We start from the raw sequence: 18,079 nt of genomic DNA on the forward strand, positions 1-18,079 counted from the left end.
GTCCTTGTTGGCAGCTGCCGGATTTCTTCAGCAAAGGTTCTATATCCGGAGGCCGATAAAAGGGGCTTAATCACCCAAAAAGGATAGCGAAAAAGACCCGCTATGTAGGGTGATTGCCGCAGGGCTGTAGGGCGCATGGGGGCCAAAAAGCAAGGGTTGGCATGGAATATGGGAAGGCGGGGGCGCCATTGCTTTATATCAATTAAAGTTTTGAAGAGCCGGTTTTTGCTTAAATTATGGTACAACTGCTTATTATGGTGAAGCTTTTGCCGATCATCTTTTGGCTGTTAGCGTGCCAACGTTCATTAGGTCCGGATGTTCCTGCAGGTCCGGTAATTCCCGATACGGTGGCGGCGGGAGGGTTCGAAAAATCGCCCGAAGTGATCTCCATAAAGAATGGCATGGTGCCCGAAGCATCTGGTATTGCCGACAGCAAAAGGAATGCGGGTTACTTATGGGTGGAGCAGGACAGGGGCAATCCGACGTATATCTACCTCCTCAAACACGATGGAACTTTAACTGATTCCATATTTATCGAAGGCTCCACCAACCAGGATTGGGAAGATATTTTTCTTGCGGGCGATCAATTGTACATAGGTGATATTGGTGATAACCTGGCCGCATATGGCGAGTACAGGTTTTACCAGATGACCGAACCAGCCCTTGGAACGAAAAAGGTTAGCATCTTCAAAACGATCTCCTTTAAATATGCAGATGGCGCACATGATGCGGAGGCATTCCTCGTGGATCCTGCTACGAAAGATATATTCGTGATCACCAAACAGGGAGACAACTCGAAGATCTATAAGATTGCCTACCCGCAAAGTTATACAGGGTGGAATGAAGCGGTGTTGATAGGCAGTCTTCCTTATACGGGTGTGGTGAGCGCAACCCTGTCGATCGATGCAAAAGAGATCATCCTCAAAACCTATAACAAGTTATACTACTATACGAAAGAACCAACGCAGTCCATACCTGCCGGACTCTCCAAGGCGCCCGCCACACTGGATTACAAACTCGAACTACAGGGGGAAGCAGTTACATTCCGCGTCGATAATAAAGGTTTTTATACCCTGAGTGAAAGGCTCATGGGAGTCGTTCCGTCACTGAATTATTACAGAAGGAAATAAGGCGCATCCCGCCCTTATTTTGTCGCAACGGTACCGCTGCTGAAGTGGCTGGGCTTGGTATGTTTGTTGAAAATTTAAATCTATGTTCATACAAAAGATCGAAGCAGACATTCCTGTGTTGTATAAGGAGGTGCCCACTTTTCCGCTGGGCATCAAAGATGCGTTTGATGAGCTATACAGCCACTTTGCGGGACGGCATTTTTATGGCATCTCCCATATGGACGATGCTGGCAACGTGATCTACAAAGCAGCGGCTGCGGGCAGCGCAGTCGAGGCTGCGCAATACGGCTACAATGCCTTTACCATTCCTGCAGGCGACTGGCTGGCAGAAAAGGTAACCGATTGGATGTCGAAGATCGACAGCTTCAAGGATATTTTTGGTCAATTGATGCAGGATGCCCGGTACGACCCAACGGTCGATTGTGTGGAGTGGTACATAGACGACGTGGAAATGCTGATCATGGTGAAGTGCCGGTAAACAACTGGTTAGCAGGTTTGTAGAGGTGTGTCAGTTGTATGAAGCCGGTCTATGCACCAATACCTCCAATTCATGCAAGGAATTCGTTGCTTCGGTGGCCGTTGACTTCTTTTTAAGAAAACCCGGTTGAATTTTGATCCCGAATCATTAAAAAGTCATGAAAATGAAAAGGATCTTTATTCAACCCGTTTTCCTGGTGGCGATGGCCCTGGTAGCACTGACAGCCTGCAGAAGGGATATCGAACTGCCGGTACCCGGCAAACCCAATCCCACCACGCCAGTGCCCGATAAGGCGCCTGTCGAATACATCGATGTCAAACTACAGGCGGTCATCACCATTGGCTCCATCAACTACGACAGTATTCCTGCCGAATTCCGCATCATCTCCTGGGATGCCGACAATGTGCCCCATTCAAAAGACACCTTGCTCGCACCAGGTGTAAACAAAGTGCCCGTGATCAAGGGACATAGCCGCTATTCCTTCAGGGTAAACAAATGGGGCATCACCGATGCGATCACTCTTTCGAAAGACGAGCTGAGGCAGGATGTGATCTATACGCTCGGTGGCGGCAAACCCGCTAAACTGCTGAAGAAAGAAGAGACTTTCCTATATGTAATGGGTGCCTATCAGCCCAAAGGCAAGGTCAATTACAACTACACTAGCAAGGGGCTGGCATTCGCTGAGTACTATCAAAAGTTTCCGGAACATGCCGAACTTCAGTACACCCAGAAGCAAACTTACTCGCATGCGTTCAACAACGTAACCCGCATAGAAGTAACCAATGCAGAAAACAAGCAGATCGGATATACCACCTTCGACTACAGCGCCAGCAATAAGATCGTCAACATGCACGAAGTAAAGCAAAGTGGTGAAACCTATTCGTCGGTAGCCTACGATTACGGGAACGGTGGCGGCGCTGAGATCACCATCGACTATCTTTTCGACAATGGCCAGGCGATGGAATACAAATTGGAATTCAAAGGCGGCAACAGGGTATCCGATAAAGCAGTTACCTCCAGGGGCGGCGGCGAAGGGGGTACTTACAAGTACGATCTCAACATCAATCCATTCGCGCACATGAACATGCCGAATACCTACCTCACGCACCTGTCGAAGAATAACCTGATCGATGAACAAAAAGGTTACTCCGGCGGCTTCCCCGTTGCTGAACCTTACAAATTCGAGTATAAGTATGATGAAGAAGGATATCCCGTGGAGTTGATCAAGTATTACAAGAATTACCTCACCAAAGAGGAAATGTATAAGACAAAGACCGTTTACACCTACTAAGACCTAAACCAAACTGGGGGTGTTTGCGCCCTGTTCAGGCAACCGGATCATGGCTTGGTTGTTCCTGTTCAGGGCGCTTTGTATTGGAATTCAACAAGTGCCCTCTCTTTATGGCAAGTTCCTTATTTTTGGCCGATCGTATCAACGCAAAACCACCTGTTCCGTGAACGCATCCGCCATCTTGCAAGCTCATATTGCCAAAACGGTTTCTCTTTCCCCCGAGCAATTCGAATATATCTTTTCGCATTTTACCCAACAGTCGTTCAAAAAAGGGCAGGCCCTCATCTCGGAAGGTGACCGGGTTGACTATGAATACTTCGTGCTGGAAGGGTGCCTCAAATCATTCTTCATCAACGACGAGGTGAAGATGTTCATCCTTCAGTTTGCCATGCCCACCTGGTGGGCCTCCGATTACAATGCCTTGTACAGCGGCAACCGGGCCACCATCAATGTTGACTGTATCACGAATGCCGAAGTGCTGCGCCTCTCCGGAGCCGACCGGGAAAAGCTGTGCAAAGAGATCCCCGGCGTTGAATATTTCTTCCGTTGGCGTACCAACCGGGGCTATGTAGCCCTGCAGAAAAGGCTGCTGTCGTTCATGAACAGCGATGCCAAACACCGCTATGAAGAATTGCTGCAACAGTATCCCGAACTCTACAATATCGTTCCCAAACAATTGATCGCCGCCTACCTGGGCGTATCGCGCGAAACCCTCAGCCGCCTGTACAATCCCTGATTTGTGACATAGGTCACAATCGTGTATTCCGGCTCCAGGTGTGACGTAGGTCACACGATTGGGCCCCCGCTACGTTGCATCTTTGTGTTGTCAAAAAACACAAAGCAATGAAACAACAAACATTCAATATCGAGGTTGCTCAGAGCAATATCGATTGGACAGGCCGGAAAGTTACCGGCTCGCATTTTGGAACCATCAACCTGAAACAAGGTTCTCTGTCGGTTGCCGACGGTAAATTAACCGGTGGTGCGTTCGTCATCGACGTACATTCCATTAAGATCCTCGACGTGACCGACCCCGCTACCAATGCCCAGTTTGCCGGTCACCTCGCCTCCGACGACTTCTTCGGAACTACACAATACCCCGAAGCGCAGTTTGAGATCACCGCTGTGGTCAATAACCATGTAGAAGGCAAGCTGACCATCAAGGGCATTACGCATCCCATTGGCTTCGATGCAAACGTACATGTCAATGGCGATACGCTCACCGCTTCCGGAAAGCTGGTGGTAGACCGCACGCTTTACGGTATCAGGTTCCGCTCCGGCAATTTCTTCCAGAACCTGGGCGATACCCTTATCTACAATGATTTTGATCTGATCGTTAACATCACCGCCAAGGCTGCTTAAGCAGCTTTGGCTCAAAACCTTTTTTATGCCATTCATTAAGATCGAGCTGACCCGCGAAGGCGTCACCCGCGAACAAAAGCAACAATTGATTAAAGGCATCACAGACCTTTTTACTGAAGTCCTCAACAAGGACCCCCACCTTACGCACATCGCCATCCAGGAAATAGAACTGGACAACTGGGGATATGCAGGAGAACAGGTATCCGTATTACGCGAAAAAGGCATCACAGCCGATAAAAAATAAAGCATCATGAAAAAACAAACAGTGATTGTAACCGGCGCCTCATCGGGCATCGGCAAAGAAGTAGCCAAACATTTCCTCGACAGGGGCGATAACGTAGTGATCAATTCAACTACGCAGGGCAAATTGCAACAAGTGTATGAAGAACTGGGCGCCGGGCCTCAACTGGCCATGGTGGCCGGCAATGTAAAGGATAAGGAAACCGGCAAACGACTGGTGGCGGTTGCACTGGAGAAATTTGGCTCTGTTGATGTGCTGGTGAACAATGCCGGTATATTCGAAACGAAACCTTTCCTCGAAGTAGACGAAGCTTATCTCGACCGCTTCCTGGATACCAACCTCAAGGGCACTTATTTCACCACGCAGTCCGTAATACCGCAAATGCTGCAACAACACGACGGGGTAGTGATCAATATCGGTACCCCCTTGGTAAACCAGGCGTTGGGCGGCGTACCGATTACAGCGCCGATGACGAGCAAAGGCGCTATCCATGCACTGACGCTGCAACTGGCCGCCGAGTTTGGCCGTTTCAATGTACGGGTCAATACGGTAGCGCCAGGTACCATCCGTACACCGATGCATGGTGAAAAGGCCGATCAGAGTGCTGCCCTGCACCTGGTGAACAGGGTAGGTGAAGTGGAAGATGTGGCCGAGATGGTATATGCCGTGGCAAAAAGCAATTTCATCAATGGCGCCATCATCAACGTGGATGGCGGTATCAGTGCGGGCTACAACCTGATTCTGTCGTAATTTCACAACCGCCCGAAGACCTGAATAAAATGATGACCGACATTAAACAAAAAACGATTTGTTATGTGGACCAATACAAAAGTGACTCAATTGCTGGGCATTGATTATCCGATCATGCAGGGACCCTTTGGTGGCAACTTTTCTACCGCCGCATTAACGGCGGCTGTTTCCAATGCCGGTGGCGTTGGCGGCTATGGAGCTTATACACTCAGTCCGCAGGAGATTTACGATGCGGTAAAGCAGATCAATGCCCTCACCAATAAACCTTATAATGTCAATTTATGGGTGTCGGATTCGGACGCGCCCGGCGTGGCGATCACCGATGAACAATACGAAGCCACGAAGGCGTTGTTCAAACCCTATTTTGATGAAACGGGCATTCCCTTTCCTGCAAAGCCGGCCCCTTTTATCTCGCGCTACGAGAATCAATTGCAGGTGATCTTCGACACCAAACCGAAGATATTCAGCTTTGTATTTGGTATACCATCGGCCGATGTATTGGAGCGAAGCCGCAGGCTGGGCATCCTGACAGCTGGTGCGGCTACCACGCTCGACGAAGCACTGGCGCTCGACGCTGCAGGCGTTGATATGATCATTGCTTCGGGTTTTGAAGCAGGTGGTCACCGCCCTTCCTTCCTGGCGCCGGCCGAGCAATCGACCATGGGTACTTTTGTATTGTTGCAACTGATCAAAGAGAAAGTAAAAGTGCCGGTCATCGCTGCCGGTGGTATCGCCAACGGCCGTGGTGTTGCGGCTGCTCTCACGCTGGATGCCGATGCGGTGCAGGTGGGTACTGCCTTCCTGGCAACAGAAGAATCGGGCGCTTTACCCATACACCGCGAAATGTTGTTATCAGGCGCCGCTAAAAATACCATATTGACCCGGGCATTTACAGGCCGGCTGGGCCGTGGCATCATGACCCCCATAGCGAAAGATGTTGTGGGTCATGAAAAAAGCATATTGCCTTTTCCGTTGCAAACGACCTTTATATCGTCACTGCGTAAAGCGGCCATCGAAAAGCAGCGGTGGGACCTGGTCTTCTTCTGGAGCGGACAGATCGGCCCCTTGTTGCACCATACCAAAGCGGCAGACCTCATGCGCTCGCTGGTGGAGGATACCACGAAGTTTTTGGAGCATCGCGCTTGAGAGAAGTTCCGATAGTTGATGATGACGAGTACCAAAAGATAAACGACCATCCCGCAGAAGTCCTCCGCGGGATGGTCGTTTATATACCTGGGCAGCAAATGTAAAAGCCCCGGAACGTATTCCGGGGCTCTTTGTATTTTCTATTTGTCCTATTCCTGTCTGTTGATCTGCTCCTGCCTGTTGTTTCTTTACTTATACGAGGTTATACACGACGTCTACATTGCCCTTGATGGCTTTTGAATAAGGACAGGTTTCTGATGCTTCAGTGATCAGTTCGTATGCGATGTCCTTATCGAGACCGGGCAAACTAACGTTGAGGCGTGCGCCCAGGAAATAGCCACCGTTATCACTGATCAGATCTACTTCTGCATCGATGGCAGTGCCTGCTGGCAGATCGATACGCCTCTTACGGGCGGCTATGCCGAGTGCTCCTTCGAAACAGGCCGACCAGCCAGCTGCAAACAATTGTTCGGGATTGGTGCCAGTGCCTTTGGTGCCGGGGGTAGACAATTTAATGTCGAGGTTACCATCCGAGCTTTTAGAGATACCTCGTTCGCGACCGCCTGTTGTGTGTGTTTTTGCTGTGTACAAGACCTTTGCTGCTTGAGTTACTGTTGACATTGTTTTTGTTTTTTATGATTATAATGTTTGAATGATGGTGTAAAATTAAACCGGTGCGGGCCCCAGGTCAATGAACAAGTAGTCGTGCTGGACGAACCGGGGGGCGAAGTGGACAATGCGAACCGGGAAGGTTTTACCGGGCGGCCGCTGAAGGCCTGGATGGTTGGGGAAGGCGGTGACGCATAGAAAGACGAACTGCCCACCCTTTGCGGGCAGGCAGGTGGCGCTTCAATATAAGCCGCTCAATATTAATAGGTTAATGTCGTAAAAGCTGCTGGCGTCGATCGGCGGCAGAGGGTCTATCGCCACAACAGTGACGTGGCTCCTTTAAACGCGGGCAAAACGCTATCGCCCGAAGAGTGTCGTGGCCTCTTTACCGCGGGCGCCTAAAGCATTAGTATTGGTTTGCAAGACTTGTAAGGCAGCTTTATTGAGTTTGTCTGAAGGCAATTGTTTCCATAGCGCTACATCACTTTCAAATTCTTTGTTGAACAGGACCTTCGACAGGTCGTGGATCACATAATAGTTGGCCACCGAATGCCCGTTGTTGCTGGCGCGGTTGGCGTTGTTGATGAAAAACGTAAGCAGATCATACAAAGTGGTGCGGGCCATACTGAGTTCGGTGAGTTTACCGCGGTATTCGAGGTCGGCGCTGGATAATTTCGGAAACAGTTTATAGTCGCTATAATGCCGTCCTTCATGGGCCAGCAGACTGATCAGGAATTGCTCGCTTTGGAGATTGTAAGACTGTTTAACGCAATAGATGCCTTTGCGGGTGGTCCAGCCGCCAGGAAATAACCGGCCAAGGGTTGCATATTCTTCCCATCCCAGTGATACAAAATCGGTAAGGAATATGACGGGAGTAGCAATGGTTTCTCCCGGCAATGCAAAACTATACGTGGTATCCTGTTCCTGTTTCCATAATAGCAGATCGAACAGTTTTCCCGTTTTGCCAATGCCATTGGTCGTATGGAGCTGTTTGGCGGCCAGGTATTGCTGCAGGTATTGATCCGTACTGTCTTTGTCGAGATCGGCATCGGTAACCTGCGGGAAGCGCGCTTTGATGAATTGCCTATACCGGTCGATGAAGTATTGATCATAATTGGTGGCGGTATCGAGCAGGGCTTTTCGCCAGTAGTCACGAAACAACAGCAGCAAGCTATCGATGCCGGCCTGGCGGCCTGCCAGGTAATCGCTTCTGTCTTCAGCATAGAAGAACCGGTTTTCGAAGGCAGCTTTGAAAGTTGCATCTTTCACTGCGAGAGGCTGTTGTCCATCCCAACTCATGGCTTTGAGGGCAGCGGGTATGTTTGCATCGAGGGCAAGGGACATGATGCGCCGCTGATTGAAGTGGAAACTATCGATCTGTTGCGCCTGGCTGGCGAGTGAAAGGAGGATCGTGCAAAACAGGGCAACTGCTTTCATGGCTATCACTTTTTACAATGGTACGCGGCGCAGCCCGGTAAAAATTGTATGGAATTAACTTTTACACAAGAGACGGAAACGGTGGGGAGCGTAACCCATGAGTTTCTTAAAGTTGCGTATATAATGCGCGTCGTCGAAGAAGCCAAAGCGAAAGGCGATGTCGGAAATGGGGAGGCGGCTGCGTACCAGCAATGGCAACGAACTGGCCACTTTTGTATGCAACTGGAAATCGGTAATGGTGCAGCCTTTGGCCTGGCGAAATATGCGCGACAGGTAAACAGGGTGAACATGCGCCCTGGCTGCCAGGGAACTTAGTGTATGAAAGATCTCCTGTTCGCCGGTGATGATGGCCGCTACGGTTTGCACACAGGGTAAGTCGCGCCGGGTAGCAGGTTGTGTTGTGAATTGCTCCAGACAATAGAGTATGTTTTCCATGTCGACCTGCTGGTGGGCGTTGAAATGGGCCAGTGTCTTGTAGATGGCTGGTAACAGCGTTGCATTGAGTTGACGGCAATTGGCCGGAAGCAGCAGTTGTTTGTCGGTCCAATGTTGCCAGTCGTGTTTGAATTCAATATTGAAGCAATGCCCTCCCGTGGGTTGGAATTCGTTGCCGTGCTGATAATGAGCAGGCCTGAACAGGAGGGTGCCGGGCAGTATTTCTGCCGAAGTTCCATGGGTGTTTTCCCTGTATTGACCCTTGGTGAGCAAACTGATATAGGGATTTTCGTGGCTATGTGTTTCGATGGAGCAGTCCGGTCCGTAAGCAGTGAGGGATAGCGTGAGCGTATCGCTATCACCGGTGCGCAGGCTTTCGCCAAAATATTCTCCTTCTTGCAAGAGGCGGTTCATGGCTAATATTTAAACCGGATGGGTATTGACGAAGTTAAACAATGATTTTCTTTTACATTGCAGCCGTGAAAAAAAAACGCTATTCGCTCCTGCTGTTATTGCTCATCAAGGCAGACGTTTTCGCGCAACCAACCGGTAACGGGAAGATGGAGTCGACGGGACCTTATATCCCTTGAGATACGACGACACTGAAGCGAAGTATGGATGATCAAGAGCAGATTGAAGTAATGCTGACGACTATTCTGTACCTTTAGAAGCGGTTCGGATATTGGAGTGAATGTTAAATTATAATCGAACCTCTATGCGGGATTTTGGTACTATGCCTGATCATTTGCCGTTGAGGATATTACTCCTATTCCTATTGGTTTTCTGCTTGAGCGGATGCACGGCTTCCAGAAAGTCGACCCAGCTACAAATTACCAAAGAAAGTTATTGCAGTCCATCCATTGCAGTTGCCTGGGACAACTATCCTTTATCTCACAATATCGATTCACTGCTGGACGCTAACCATGCTCTTGCTCAACGTTTCGCAACGCCCAGTATATTGCTGATGCATGCATTGGGTGTATTGGGTGACGTACATCAGATCGTAGAGTTAAAGAATGACTCCAGCAATCTCTTGGGAGCAATGCAGCTAAGGCAACGAATTATGAATAAGATACTTTTAGCTAATGCGGGGATTGGCGCCATCACCGCCGAACTGGATTGTGAAGTTGAACGGATGGATCAGATTGCGAAATACATCGAAGGTAAAAACGCCAAACGTACTACCCGCTTAACGGTGGCTTCAATTGTTGTCGGCGCGGCATCTGGCGTCGCTACTTCGTTGGTGAGCAACGCAAGTTGGAACAAAGGTATTGCAATAGGGGGTGGTGTGGCGGTTGTGGGATTGGGTATTGCTACCCTGAACCCGAAAGGTGAAAAGGTAGAACTGATACACAAACGGAACCTGTTGCGCGATGTGTGGTTGCAGGAAGATAACCAGGATATTCCATCGTTCGTATGGTTTATGCTTACGGAAAAGCGGGTCAACAAAGTGGGAGACAGTTCCTTGTTGAATAGCTTGAAACACCGCTGGATCCGGTACCAGTTTGATGGTGATGCCGAAATGGCTGCGACTTCTGTTAGCTTTACCGAAGGCGGGAATTACACTGCTGGTGACCTGCGCGACCGTGCAGCCATGATCAATCAATTGCAGGCTGTGATCAAATCGCTGGAGCAATATGTAAATGCTTTTCTGCGGGAGTTGCCTTGAAAATTGCAGCTCCGGATGCGGGGATGAGGTTTAGGTGGGGTGGTCTATTATTTATTTCAGTCTTGCAGGCCCATCGTGCTTCTTTAGTATTGGAATACCATTGATCTTTTTTGGTTCAACTCGGGATGATCAGCAAAGGTGAGTGTGGTGAAGATTTTCTCGAGCTTTTTGTTGTTGATGGTGTAGGCACCGTCAGTAAATTGAAATTTGATCGCTGATGCGGTACCAATCAAAGTCGACCGAACCGCCAGCTGTTGCGCTGGCCCAGTTGAACAAACCAAAACGGTAGCCGATGAAATGGGGTAGGGTGTACTCCATCTGCAGGGTGTTGCCGATCTTCGTCCAGGTTTTGTTATCGGTGCTGTAATAGAAGTAACCTTTATCGGTCCTGTTGCGGAAGTCGCCTTCGGCTTTTACATACACCTTATTGCCCGTCAAAGCCATCCTTTGTTTTTCTTCAGGAGCAGCCTTCTCGCCATTCACCATCACGAGGTATTTGTTGCCTCCTTCCATCTTCACGCCTACCCACCCAAATTTCTTTTGCAGCAGGATGAGGCCGGCGCAGTCGCCATCTTTCATATTCGACACGTCGATTGCCGTAGCGGCAGCACTGGTAGGTCCAAAAGTTCTCTGTGTAAGCGTATTGCGGGCTGCCAACACAGAACTGTCTACCCGCCCCGTTGTAATGCGCAGGAAGCCGGGGTGTGCCGTAACTGACCAATGGGCGTTATCGGGATTGTGGTTCCACTGCCAGGGTAGGGGCAGGGGGGCATCTTTCTTTTTGCGGCTGAATTCGTCGGAAGTGACGATGCCGGGTATCAGCGACCGGTTGGCCGGCAAATTGAGGGTATCGGGTACTTTACCATCGATGCCAAGTATGGGCCAACCATCTACCCATTTCACCGGCACCCAATACGGGATGCGGCCTACCGAACCAAAGTCGCGAAAGAGATAGGCGTACCAATCGCCTTTGGGCGTGCTGATCAATCCGCCCTGTGCTACGCCTTTATCCTGAAAGGCGAGCCGTCCTTCATAAGGGCCTGTTATCTTGTCGGCCCGGTGAATATTGACGGTGCGCATGCCGCCGCGCGGCCAGGTGATGTTGAACAGGTAAAATTTTCCGTTGACTTTGAAGAGTTGTGACCCTTCCGCAGCCAATCCGATATTATTGCCTGCCGGCGCACTGGCGTTTTCGATGAGAACCTTGGGCGTTGTGCCCGGCTTGATGCCGCTGAGGTCGTCGGCCAGTTCGGCGATCATGATCTTTCCGCCTCCATAAAGCATATAAATTTTCCCATCCTCGTCGAAATACAGCGAGTGGTCGTGCATCATGGGTTTGAAAGAGATCTTTTTCCAGGGACCTTTCTCAATGTCTTTGGTGGTATAGATATACGTTTTGCCGGTGGTGCCGGTAAAGGTCGATACATACCAGGTGCCTTTGTGGTAGCGCAGGCTGCTGGCCCAGGAGCCGCCACCGTAGGCATTTTTGCCATTATCGAGATTGAGCGCGTCGGTGCCGTCGAGAATGTCATAGGCATAGCTCACCAGTTTCCAGTTCACCAGGTCTTTCGATTTCATGATGGGGACGCCCGGGTTCATGTACATTGTTGTGCTGCTCATGTAGTAGGTGTCGCCCACGCGGATCATCGACAGGTCGGGCACATCGGCATGAATGATAGGATTAATGGCTTTCTGGGAGTAGGCGGCAGGCAAACAACCCACGGAAAGGGTCAATGTTAAAACAAGGATACACAGCGGGTTACGCTTCGGAGTAAAAAAGAAACAGTTCATAAAACAAAAAGGAAGGCAGTTTTTGCTGCGTTGGTTTAATAAGTGTAAAGGTGACAATCAAATATATGGCAATTCAGTGGAAATAATTGCCGCTTGAATGTCTCGATTATTGGTTCTATCGTCTCAATCAGGAAACTGGGTAGAGTAGAATTGATACCCAGATCAATGTTAGAACACGGTAAATGAGTATTCATGCCTATTGTATACCTATGTGCCAGGCTATACTTTTGTTCTCGTTAACGGCAACGATAACAACGAAGATCTAGAATACTCGCTCATTAAAGATATTATTTGTACGACAGGGTCACATCGCCTTTTTCTAAGGGCACCAACAAAAAAACAACCGCTCTTCGCGGAGCGGTTGTTGTACCTTTCTTCTACCTTCAAGGCGCATCATGAACGTTTTCCTGGTTCTTCATCAGATATGGTTTTTTCGCACAGGACATTGGATCTAAGCGTACGGATTAAAGACGGTGGATATTGGACATCGGCTTTCAACGATACGGACTTAGGGCTTCGGACAATGGGTACCGGACTTATACCAGGGCCACGGATTAAGGATATTGGCACAACGGGGCTACGGACCTTGTACACCAGGGTACGACTAATCTACGGTAAATGGGTTAAGGAGTCTGGAATACGAATTAATGACGAGTGAAGGTTATTGGACTTTTGTGACTGAACTATTGGTATATGCCTATCTAATCTTTTTGATCTTTCGAATTATTACATTGAAGTTACAGCCTGCAATCTCCGATGTCAATGCAAATCAGCCTAAACCGCAGACGAGCTGTCTGAATAGTATTTTTACTGTCCTAAAGAACTATGCTTCCTGTTTTCGCCGGCCTTAGTTTTATTTTCCATACACGCTGCATATTCACCTGTTCATTCGGTGTAAATGCTGGCCCGCGCCGGAAGTGATTGCAAGGCCCCGGGGGCGGTACTATTTTGGCGCCTTGATCAATACGTACCCTTATGAACCCGTATCACCGTGTTCTTTTTTCTATCGGCTGCTTTACTTTCGGCATGCTTCCGGTAACCAGCCTTTACTGCCAGGGCATCCACCAATTGTGGGGCAGCGCTTATGCCGGCGGCAACACCAATAACGGCACGGTGTTTAACGTTCAACAGGATGGAAGCAAACCATCATTGGGTGCTTCTCTGGGAGATTTTGGACTAATGCGGCCGGTGGGCAGCCTGGTACTTTTCAACCAAAAACTGTACGGCGTGTGCCGGTATGGCGGACCTTCGGATAACGGATCACTGTTTGAGTTTGATCCCTATACCAAGGCATTGGTAAAAAAGCTCGACTTTGACGGCGCGTCAGGCGGTCAGCCCGAACTGGGCCCTGTACTTTACAATAATCTTATTTACGGCGTAACCCGTTATGGCGGCGCCTCGAACCTGGGGGTGATCTATTCCTTTGACCCGGTAACGGGTATTTATTCGAAAAGAAGAGATATGATTTTATCTACCGGTGGTTCTCCCACTTCCGAGCTGGTGGTCGCCGGTAGTTTGCTGTTCGGTACTGCGGCTAGTGGCGGCCTGCACTATGCAGGCGCGATGTTCTCCTTCGATCCGGCTACCAATGCCTACCAGTTAAGGGCCAGTTTCAACGGCACTAATGGAATGGCTCCCTGCGGCAACCTGGTTTATTACAACAACATGATCTATGGTACTACAGTAGGTGCAGGCGCTTTTGGAAAGGGAACGTTGTACCAGTTTAACCCGGTTACGAATGCGCTCACGGTATTGCAGCAATTTGCAGATCCGGCCAGTGCACAAAATGGCCTGGTCGCTTATAACGGAATGCTGTACGGCGTTACCTCGAGGGGCGGTACCTATAACAACGGTACTTTTTATGCCTATGATTTGTCGTCCGGCTCTTTCAGCAAGATCATCGACTTTACTGGTTCATGGGGCGTGTATCCGACCGGCGTTACAGTCAACAATGGTAAGCTATATATATTGACCAATGATATGGGCAGTAATTCTTCGGGTACGGTGGTGGAATATGATCCGGTTTCAGGCGCCTATGCTAAAAAGGCCGACCTGCATTACACACTCAATGGTGCGCACCCATCCTTTGTGAACCTGGCGAAGGTGCAGGCGCCTGTGGCACCAGCCGCCAGCGGCACTTGTACTGATATGCCAGTCGTTACCATCAATGCCGGCAATGCGAATCAATGGGTAGCGATCACCGATGCGGAGGGTAATGCAGTGGCGGAGATCAATGCCAATGGCAATATCCTGGGTACGATAAATGCTACGGTCTTTATACATAGCGGTGCAGCGCGGGAAGATAAAGCCCATAAAATGTACCTCGACCGGAATTTGACGATAACACCGCAGTTTGCCCCTGCCAGTGCAGTGAGCCTGCGTTTATATATACGTGGGGTGGAGTTCGATAAACTGCGTACCGCAGTGAGTTCGGTGGGCCTGCCCTCCAGCGTGATGAGTGTGGACGATATTGGGGTGTACAGAAACAATAGCCCGTGCTCGCCTTTGTTGTCGGCAGATGCACCCTCGCTTACAAATACAGGTGTTACCTGGGCTAAGGACGACTATGTGCTCAATGCGTCCGTGACGGAGTTGTCGAGTTTTTATTTTTCGGGCAAGATGTTCATGTTGCTGAATACCTATTTTACCGGCTTTGATGCGTTGGGTAAAAATGGACGGGCACTATTGCAGTGGACGGCGGTGGAGGACGAATCGACTGGGCAGTACATCATTGAACGAAGCGCTGATATGCGTCAGTTTACGCAGGTGGGCGCTGTAACGGCCATCAACAGGAAAGGACAGCAGACTTATACCTGGTATGATGAGCAGCCATTGCCGGTAGGCTATTACCGGGTGAAAATGGTGAACCGGGAGGGTGCAGGCAGTACCACGTTGATCAAAAAGGTTGCGCTAAACATGCCTACCCTTGAAGTAATGGTGTACGATGACGCGGCAGGCGGAACGGTTCGTGTGGGAGTGGTATCACCCGAGCGGCAGGCGGTGACCATGACGGTTTACAGCGCAGCAGGCCAGTTGGTGTTGCGGGAAGACCTCACCCTGCAGGCCGGCCGGCAAACGCATTTGCTGAACGGCGCATCCTTATCGCGCGGTACTTATTACCTGGTGGTGGGCAATGAGCGTTACCAGCAACGGGTAGGGTTTGTGCAGAGGTAGGAATGTCACCCAATAATTCATTGAGGGGCTGCACGATGGTGCGGCATTTTATATTATCGGCGGCATAGAGCGATATGCAGGACTTTTGTGGACTCAGCCCATGCCTGCCACAAAGGATCGTTGGGTTTTTCAGTGCCATTCATTTTTTGAGCAATGGCTTCCTGTTTCTTTTTATGGAGTAATAGCGCCTGCAGCACATAGGCAGGATCGAGGTTCACAGCTGATTTCAGCGAATCTGCCTTGTTGGCCAACACTTGGCCAATTTGAAGCCTGTTTGCCGTTAGCGATAGTTCGTGGTTGGGGCCACTCATCACTTTGTGCGCATCTTTTTCATCTTGTCCGTCATCTTCCCACTTACAAACATCGCAGATCTCGTAAGAGCCTCTTTGTTCCAGGGTGGGGTAACCACATCCGGGACACGTGAACAAGTTTGATTTGTGCTCACTTACGTATTGATCAAAGATACTGCGGCGGGTATAAAAGGCTGCCAGCGTTTTACGGTCGTTGGTGTTGAATTTGGTGGTGTCGTAGGTTTCGTGTTGTGCTGGTTCCATAGTGGTGACGGTTTTGGCGTTAGCCTGTTGCTGGGACTGTCCGCAGCCGAACTGGATGGTTAACACGGCAAGTGACAGGAGGTTTTTCATCTTAATGGGTAACGCAAGTAGGTTCTTATTTGTTAAAGTGTGCGGACAAATATCCGGGGTTTTATCCAAATTTCTGATCTTTAGCCGATTAAACGAAAATACTATGTCAAAGATCAGGCTGCTGAATACGGAGGTGCTTTCGAACAACTGGTATACGCTGAATAAAGTGACGTATGAAATGGAAATGCCGGATGGTACCACGAAAGTGCAGATCCGGGAGGCTTACGACCGGGGTAATGGGGCGGCGATCCTGCTGTATAATCCTGAGGCACATACGGTATTGCTGACGAGGCAGTTCCGGCTTCCAACGTATATTAACGGCAATGCCGATGGGATGTTGATCGAGGTGTGTGCCGGCTTGCTGGACAGGGACAATGCGGAAGACTGTATCCGGCGCGAAGTGGAGGAGGAGGTAGGTTACCGGGTAGAGCAGGTGGAGAAGGTATTTGAAGCGTATATGTCGCCCGGATCGGTAACAGAGATCCTGTACCTGTTCCTGGCGCATTACAGAACAGACATGAAGATATCGGAAGGGGGCGGACTGGAAGAAGAGCAGGAGCATATTGAAGTGATCGAAATGAGCCTGGGCGAAGCGCTGGGCATGGTAGCCACCGGGGCTATCAAAGACGCCAAAACGATCATGTTGCTGCAGCACCTGCAGTTAAGGCTGGCGGGGTTGGTGGCGGTGATCTAAATGTTTTTGGTGTAAAGCCCTCCCAGTAATAAGGAGCTTATCTGTAAAGTCCGGTCAGGACGAATTATTTACCTGTAAAGCTATTTCAGGACGAAGGATCATAATCAGACCCTGACCAGGACTTACCCAAAGCTTACCCAGGGCTTACCCAGGAGGTACTCAGACCCTCACTAGAGAGGCACCAAACCCCGACCAGGCTCTGACCAGGACTTTACCAGGCAAATACCAGGGAAACACCAGACAACTACCAGGCAAACACCAGGGAAATGATGAGGAAAAATGCCGAGTTAAGGCGCACCTGATCCATGATTTTAGTGTGATCCGAACAGTGGAGGTCGGTAAAGCTTTTTAGCGACTCATGGGGCGCCGGATTGAGTTGGGTGATGTTTGGGTGGCTGGCTTTGATTTTTGACGCTATTGCGTCTGTAATGAGCTATACGGGGGTGTCTGGGGCTGAATGGTGCGCCGTTGCTGTGAAGGCGAGGTTTTGTGCCTGGGAGTGAGCGTCAACTTGTAGTGGAAAGGGAGAAGTATGCTCTAGGGGTGGTCTAAGACTTGCCTGAGAGTGGTCTGGGACTGGTCTAATAGACTAGGGGTTCTGTAAGGGTCCTGTACAGGTTCTGTGCCATGTTTAGAGCATGCCGCTCCCATTCTGCACCAATTGGGTGACCATTCTGAGGCAAAGAAGGTGGTGTATCCCTGAGCCGTAGACGGATTGCGAATAGCCTGATTAGTTGTTATTCGTTGATGTTCTCCCAAAAACTGCTCCCTTCATATTCCCAATATTCCGGCTTTATCGGTTCTATGTGCTCACCTGCAGCAATATGCCATTTTTTTAGGTCAATGTGCCAGGTGAAAGTTTGAATGTCTGAATACTCTGTTTGGAAGTGAACATCTGCTTCTGTCCACAATAGTTTGGTCAACAGGTCTTCGAATTTTCTTTTCCATTCCTTCCAGTCATATTCGAAAGATTTGAAATTGCCGCCGAAATGAATAATCCTGCCGCCGTACGAAAGATATGCTCCAATAGTTTCTGCTGGGGTAATGGCAAACATGGGCCGTATGAGGAGGGGATATTCATCAATAACAGGTAGCTCGTTTATGACGGTTTCGTTGTGATCGTATACAAATCGTTGCTGAAGGCCTTGTAAAAGACCATATTCAACAATGCAGCCGTAGACCCTGGTGGCCATTCCCATATGTATGTCTTTAGTGAGAGTGTAGCAAT

General features: G+C 49.6%; 17 protein-coding genes. 11 read left to right on the forward strand and 6 right to left on the reverse strand.

The features are described 5' to 3' along the window. Window positions 1-254: 254 nt before the first annotated feature. The 8 genes from P2H89_RS30090 to P2H89_RS30125 all read left to right on the forward strand — a co-directional run bounded on the left by P2H89_RS30090 (window position 255) and on the right by P2H89_RS30125 (window position 6,398). Window positions 255-1,130, forward strand: a complete 876-nt coding sequence (locus P2H89_RS30090) for a hypothetical protein (protein ID WP_275834200.1) — start codon at window positions 255-257, stop codon at window positions 1,128-1,130. A gap of 82 nt (window positions 1,131-1,212) precedes the next feature. Continuing rightward, window positions 1,213-1,608, forward strand: coding sequence for a hypothetical protein (locus tag P2H89_RS30095; RefSeq protein WP_275834202.1), 396 nt, complete (start codon window positions 1,213-1,215; stop codon window positions 1,606-1,608). Window positions 1,609-1,771: 163 nt separating this feature from the next. Continuing rightward, the gene (locus tag P2H89_RS30100; RefSeq protein ID WP_275834204.1) at window positions 1,772-2,899 is read left to right on the forward strand and encodes a hypothetical protein; all 1,128 of its coding nucleotides are present in this window, start codon (window positions 1,772-1,774) and stop codon (window positions 2,897-2,899) included. 163 nt (window positions 2,900-3,062) lie between these two features. After that, window positions 3,063-3,635, forward strand: coding sequence for a Crp/Fnr family transcriptional regulator (locus P2H89_RS30105; protein ID WP_275834206.1), 573 nt, complete (start codon window positions 3,063-3,065; stop codon window positions 3,633-3,635). A 107-nt stretch (window positions 3,636-3,742) separates the two neighbouring features. After that, window positions 3,743-4,261, forward strand: a complete 519-nt coding sequence (locus tag P2H89_RS30110; protein WP_275834208.1) for a YceI family protein — start codon at window positions 3,743-3,745, stop codon at window positions 4,259-4,261. Window positions 4,262-4,286: 25 nt separating this feature from the next. Beyond that, window positions 4,287-4,505: a 4-oxalocrotonate tautomerase family protein gene (locus P2H89_RS30115; protein WP_275834210.1), complete on the forward strand. Its 219-nt coding sequence runs from the start codon at window positions 4,287-4,289 to the stop codon at window positions 4,503-4,505. 6 nt (window positions 4,506-4,511) lie between these two features. Continuing rightward, window positions 4,512-5,252, forward strand: a complete 741-nt coding sequence (locus tag P2H89_RS30120; protein WP_275834212.1) for an SDR family oxidoreductase — start codon at window positions 4,512-4,514, stop codon at window positions 5,250-5,252. Window positions 5,253-5,315: 63 nt separating this feature from the next. Continuing rightward, window positions 5,316-6,398: a nitronate monooxygenase gene (locus tag P2H89_RS30125; RefSeq protein WP_275834214.1), complete on the forward strand. Its 1,083-nt coding sequence runs from the start codon at window positions 5,316-5,318 to the stop codon at window positions 6,396-6,398. Window positions 6,399-6,590: 192 nt separating this feature from the next. Here P2H89_RS30125 and P2H89_RS30130 read toward each other — a convergent pair whose 3' ends face one another. The 3 genes from P2H89_RS30130 to P2H89_RS30140 form a co-directional block, all read right to left on the reverse strand. Then, window positions 6,591-7,019 carry an organic hydroperoxide resistance protein gene (locus P2H89_RS30130; protein ID WP_275834216.1) on the reverse strand — a complete coding sequence of 143 codons (429 nt, stop codon included), beginning with the start codon at window positions 7,017-7,019 and terminating at the stop codon, window positions 6,591-6,593. A 345-nt stretch (window positions 7,020-7,364) separates the two neighbouring features. Next, window positions 7,365-8,444: a hypothetical protein gene (locus tag P2H89_RS30135; RefSeq protein WP_275834218.1), complete on the reverse strand. Its 1,080-nt coding sequence runs from the start codon at window positions 8,442-8,444 to the stop codon at window positions 7,365-7,367. A 54-nt stretch (window positions 8,445-8,498) separates the two neighbouring features. Further along, the gene (locus P2H89_RS30140; protein ID WP_275834219.1) at window positions 8,499-9,293 is read right to left on the reverse strand and encodes an AraC family transcriptional regulator; all 795 of its coding nucleotides are present in this window, start codon (window positions 9,291-9,293) and stop codon (window positions 8,499-8,501) included. Window positions 9,294-9,942: 649 nt separating this feature from the next. Here P2H89_RS30140 and P2H89_RS30145 point away from each other — a divergent pair. Next, window positions 9,943-10,548, forward strand: coding sequence for a hypothetical protein (locus P2H89_RS30145; protein WP_275834221.1), 606 nt, complete (start codon window positions 9,943-9,945; stop codon window positions 10,546-10,548). Window positions 10,549-10,740: 192 nt separating this feature from the next. On the opposite strand, the gene P2H89_RS30150 is transcribed toward P2H89_RS30145, so the two are convergent. Further along, a complete protein-coding gene (locus P2H89_RS30150; RefSeq protein WP_275834223.1) occupies window positions 10,741-12,282 on the reverse strand; it encodes a glycoside hydrolase 43 family protein in 1,542 nt (513 codons plus the stop codon). 1,032 nt (window positions 12,283-13,314) lie between these two features. Between P2H89_RS30150 and P2H89_RS30155 the strand changes: the two genes are divergently transcribed. Then, the gene (locus P2H89_RS30155; RefSeq protein WP_275834225.1) at window positions 13,315-15,513 is read left to right on the forward strand and encodes a choice-of-anchor tandem repeat GloVer-containing protein; all 2,199 of its coding nucleotides are present in this window, start codon (window positions 13,315-13,317) and stop codon (window positions 15,511-15,513) included. 53 nt (window positions 15,514-15,566) lie between these two features. On the opposite strand, the gene P2H89_RS30160 is transcribed toward P2H89_RS30155, so the two are convergent. Further along, entirely contained in the window at window positions 15,567-16,157 is a 591-nt protein-coding gene (locus P2H89_RS30160) for a CPCC family cysteine-rich protein (RefSeq protein WP_275834226.1), read from the reverse strand. Between the two features lie 103 nt (window positions 16,158-16,260). Here P2H89_RS30160 and P2H89_RS30165 point away from each other — a divergent pair, with 103 nt between their 5' ends. Further along, entirely contained in the window at window positions 16,261-16,851 is a 591-nt protein-coding gene (locus tag P2H89_RS30165) for an NUDIX domain-containing protein (RefSeq protein WP_275834227.1), read from the forward strand. A 737-nt stretch (window positions 16,852-17,588) separates the two neighbouring features. On the opposite strand, the gene P2H89_RS30170 is transcribed toward P2H89_RS30165, so the two are convergent. Then, complete coding sequence (locus P2H89_RS30170; protein WP_275834229.1) at window positions 17,589-18,050, reverse strand: hypothetical protein; 462 nt, start codon at window positions 18,048-18,050, stop codon at window positions 17,589-17,591. Window positions 18,051-18,079: the final 29 nt, after the last annotated feature.

The sequence above is a fragment of the Paraflavitalea sp. CAU 1676 genome (genome assembly GCF_029223285.1).
Lineage (GTDB): Bacteria > Bacteroidota > Bacteroidia > Chitinophagales > Chitinophagaceae > Paraflavitalea.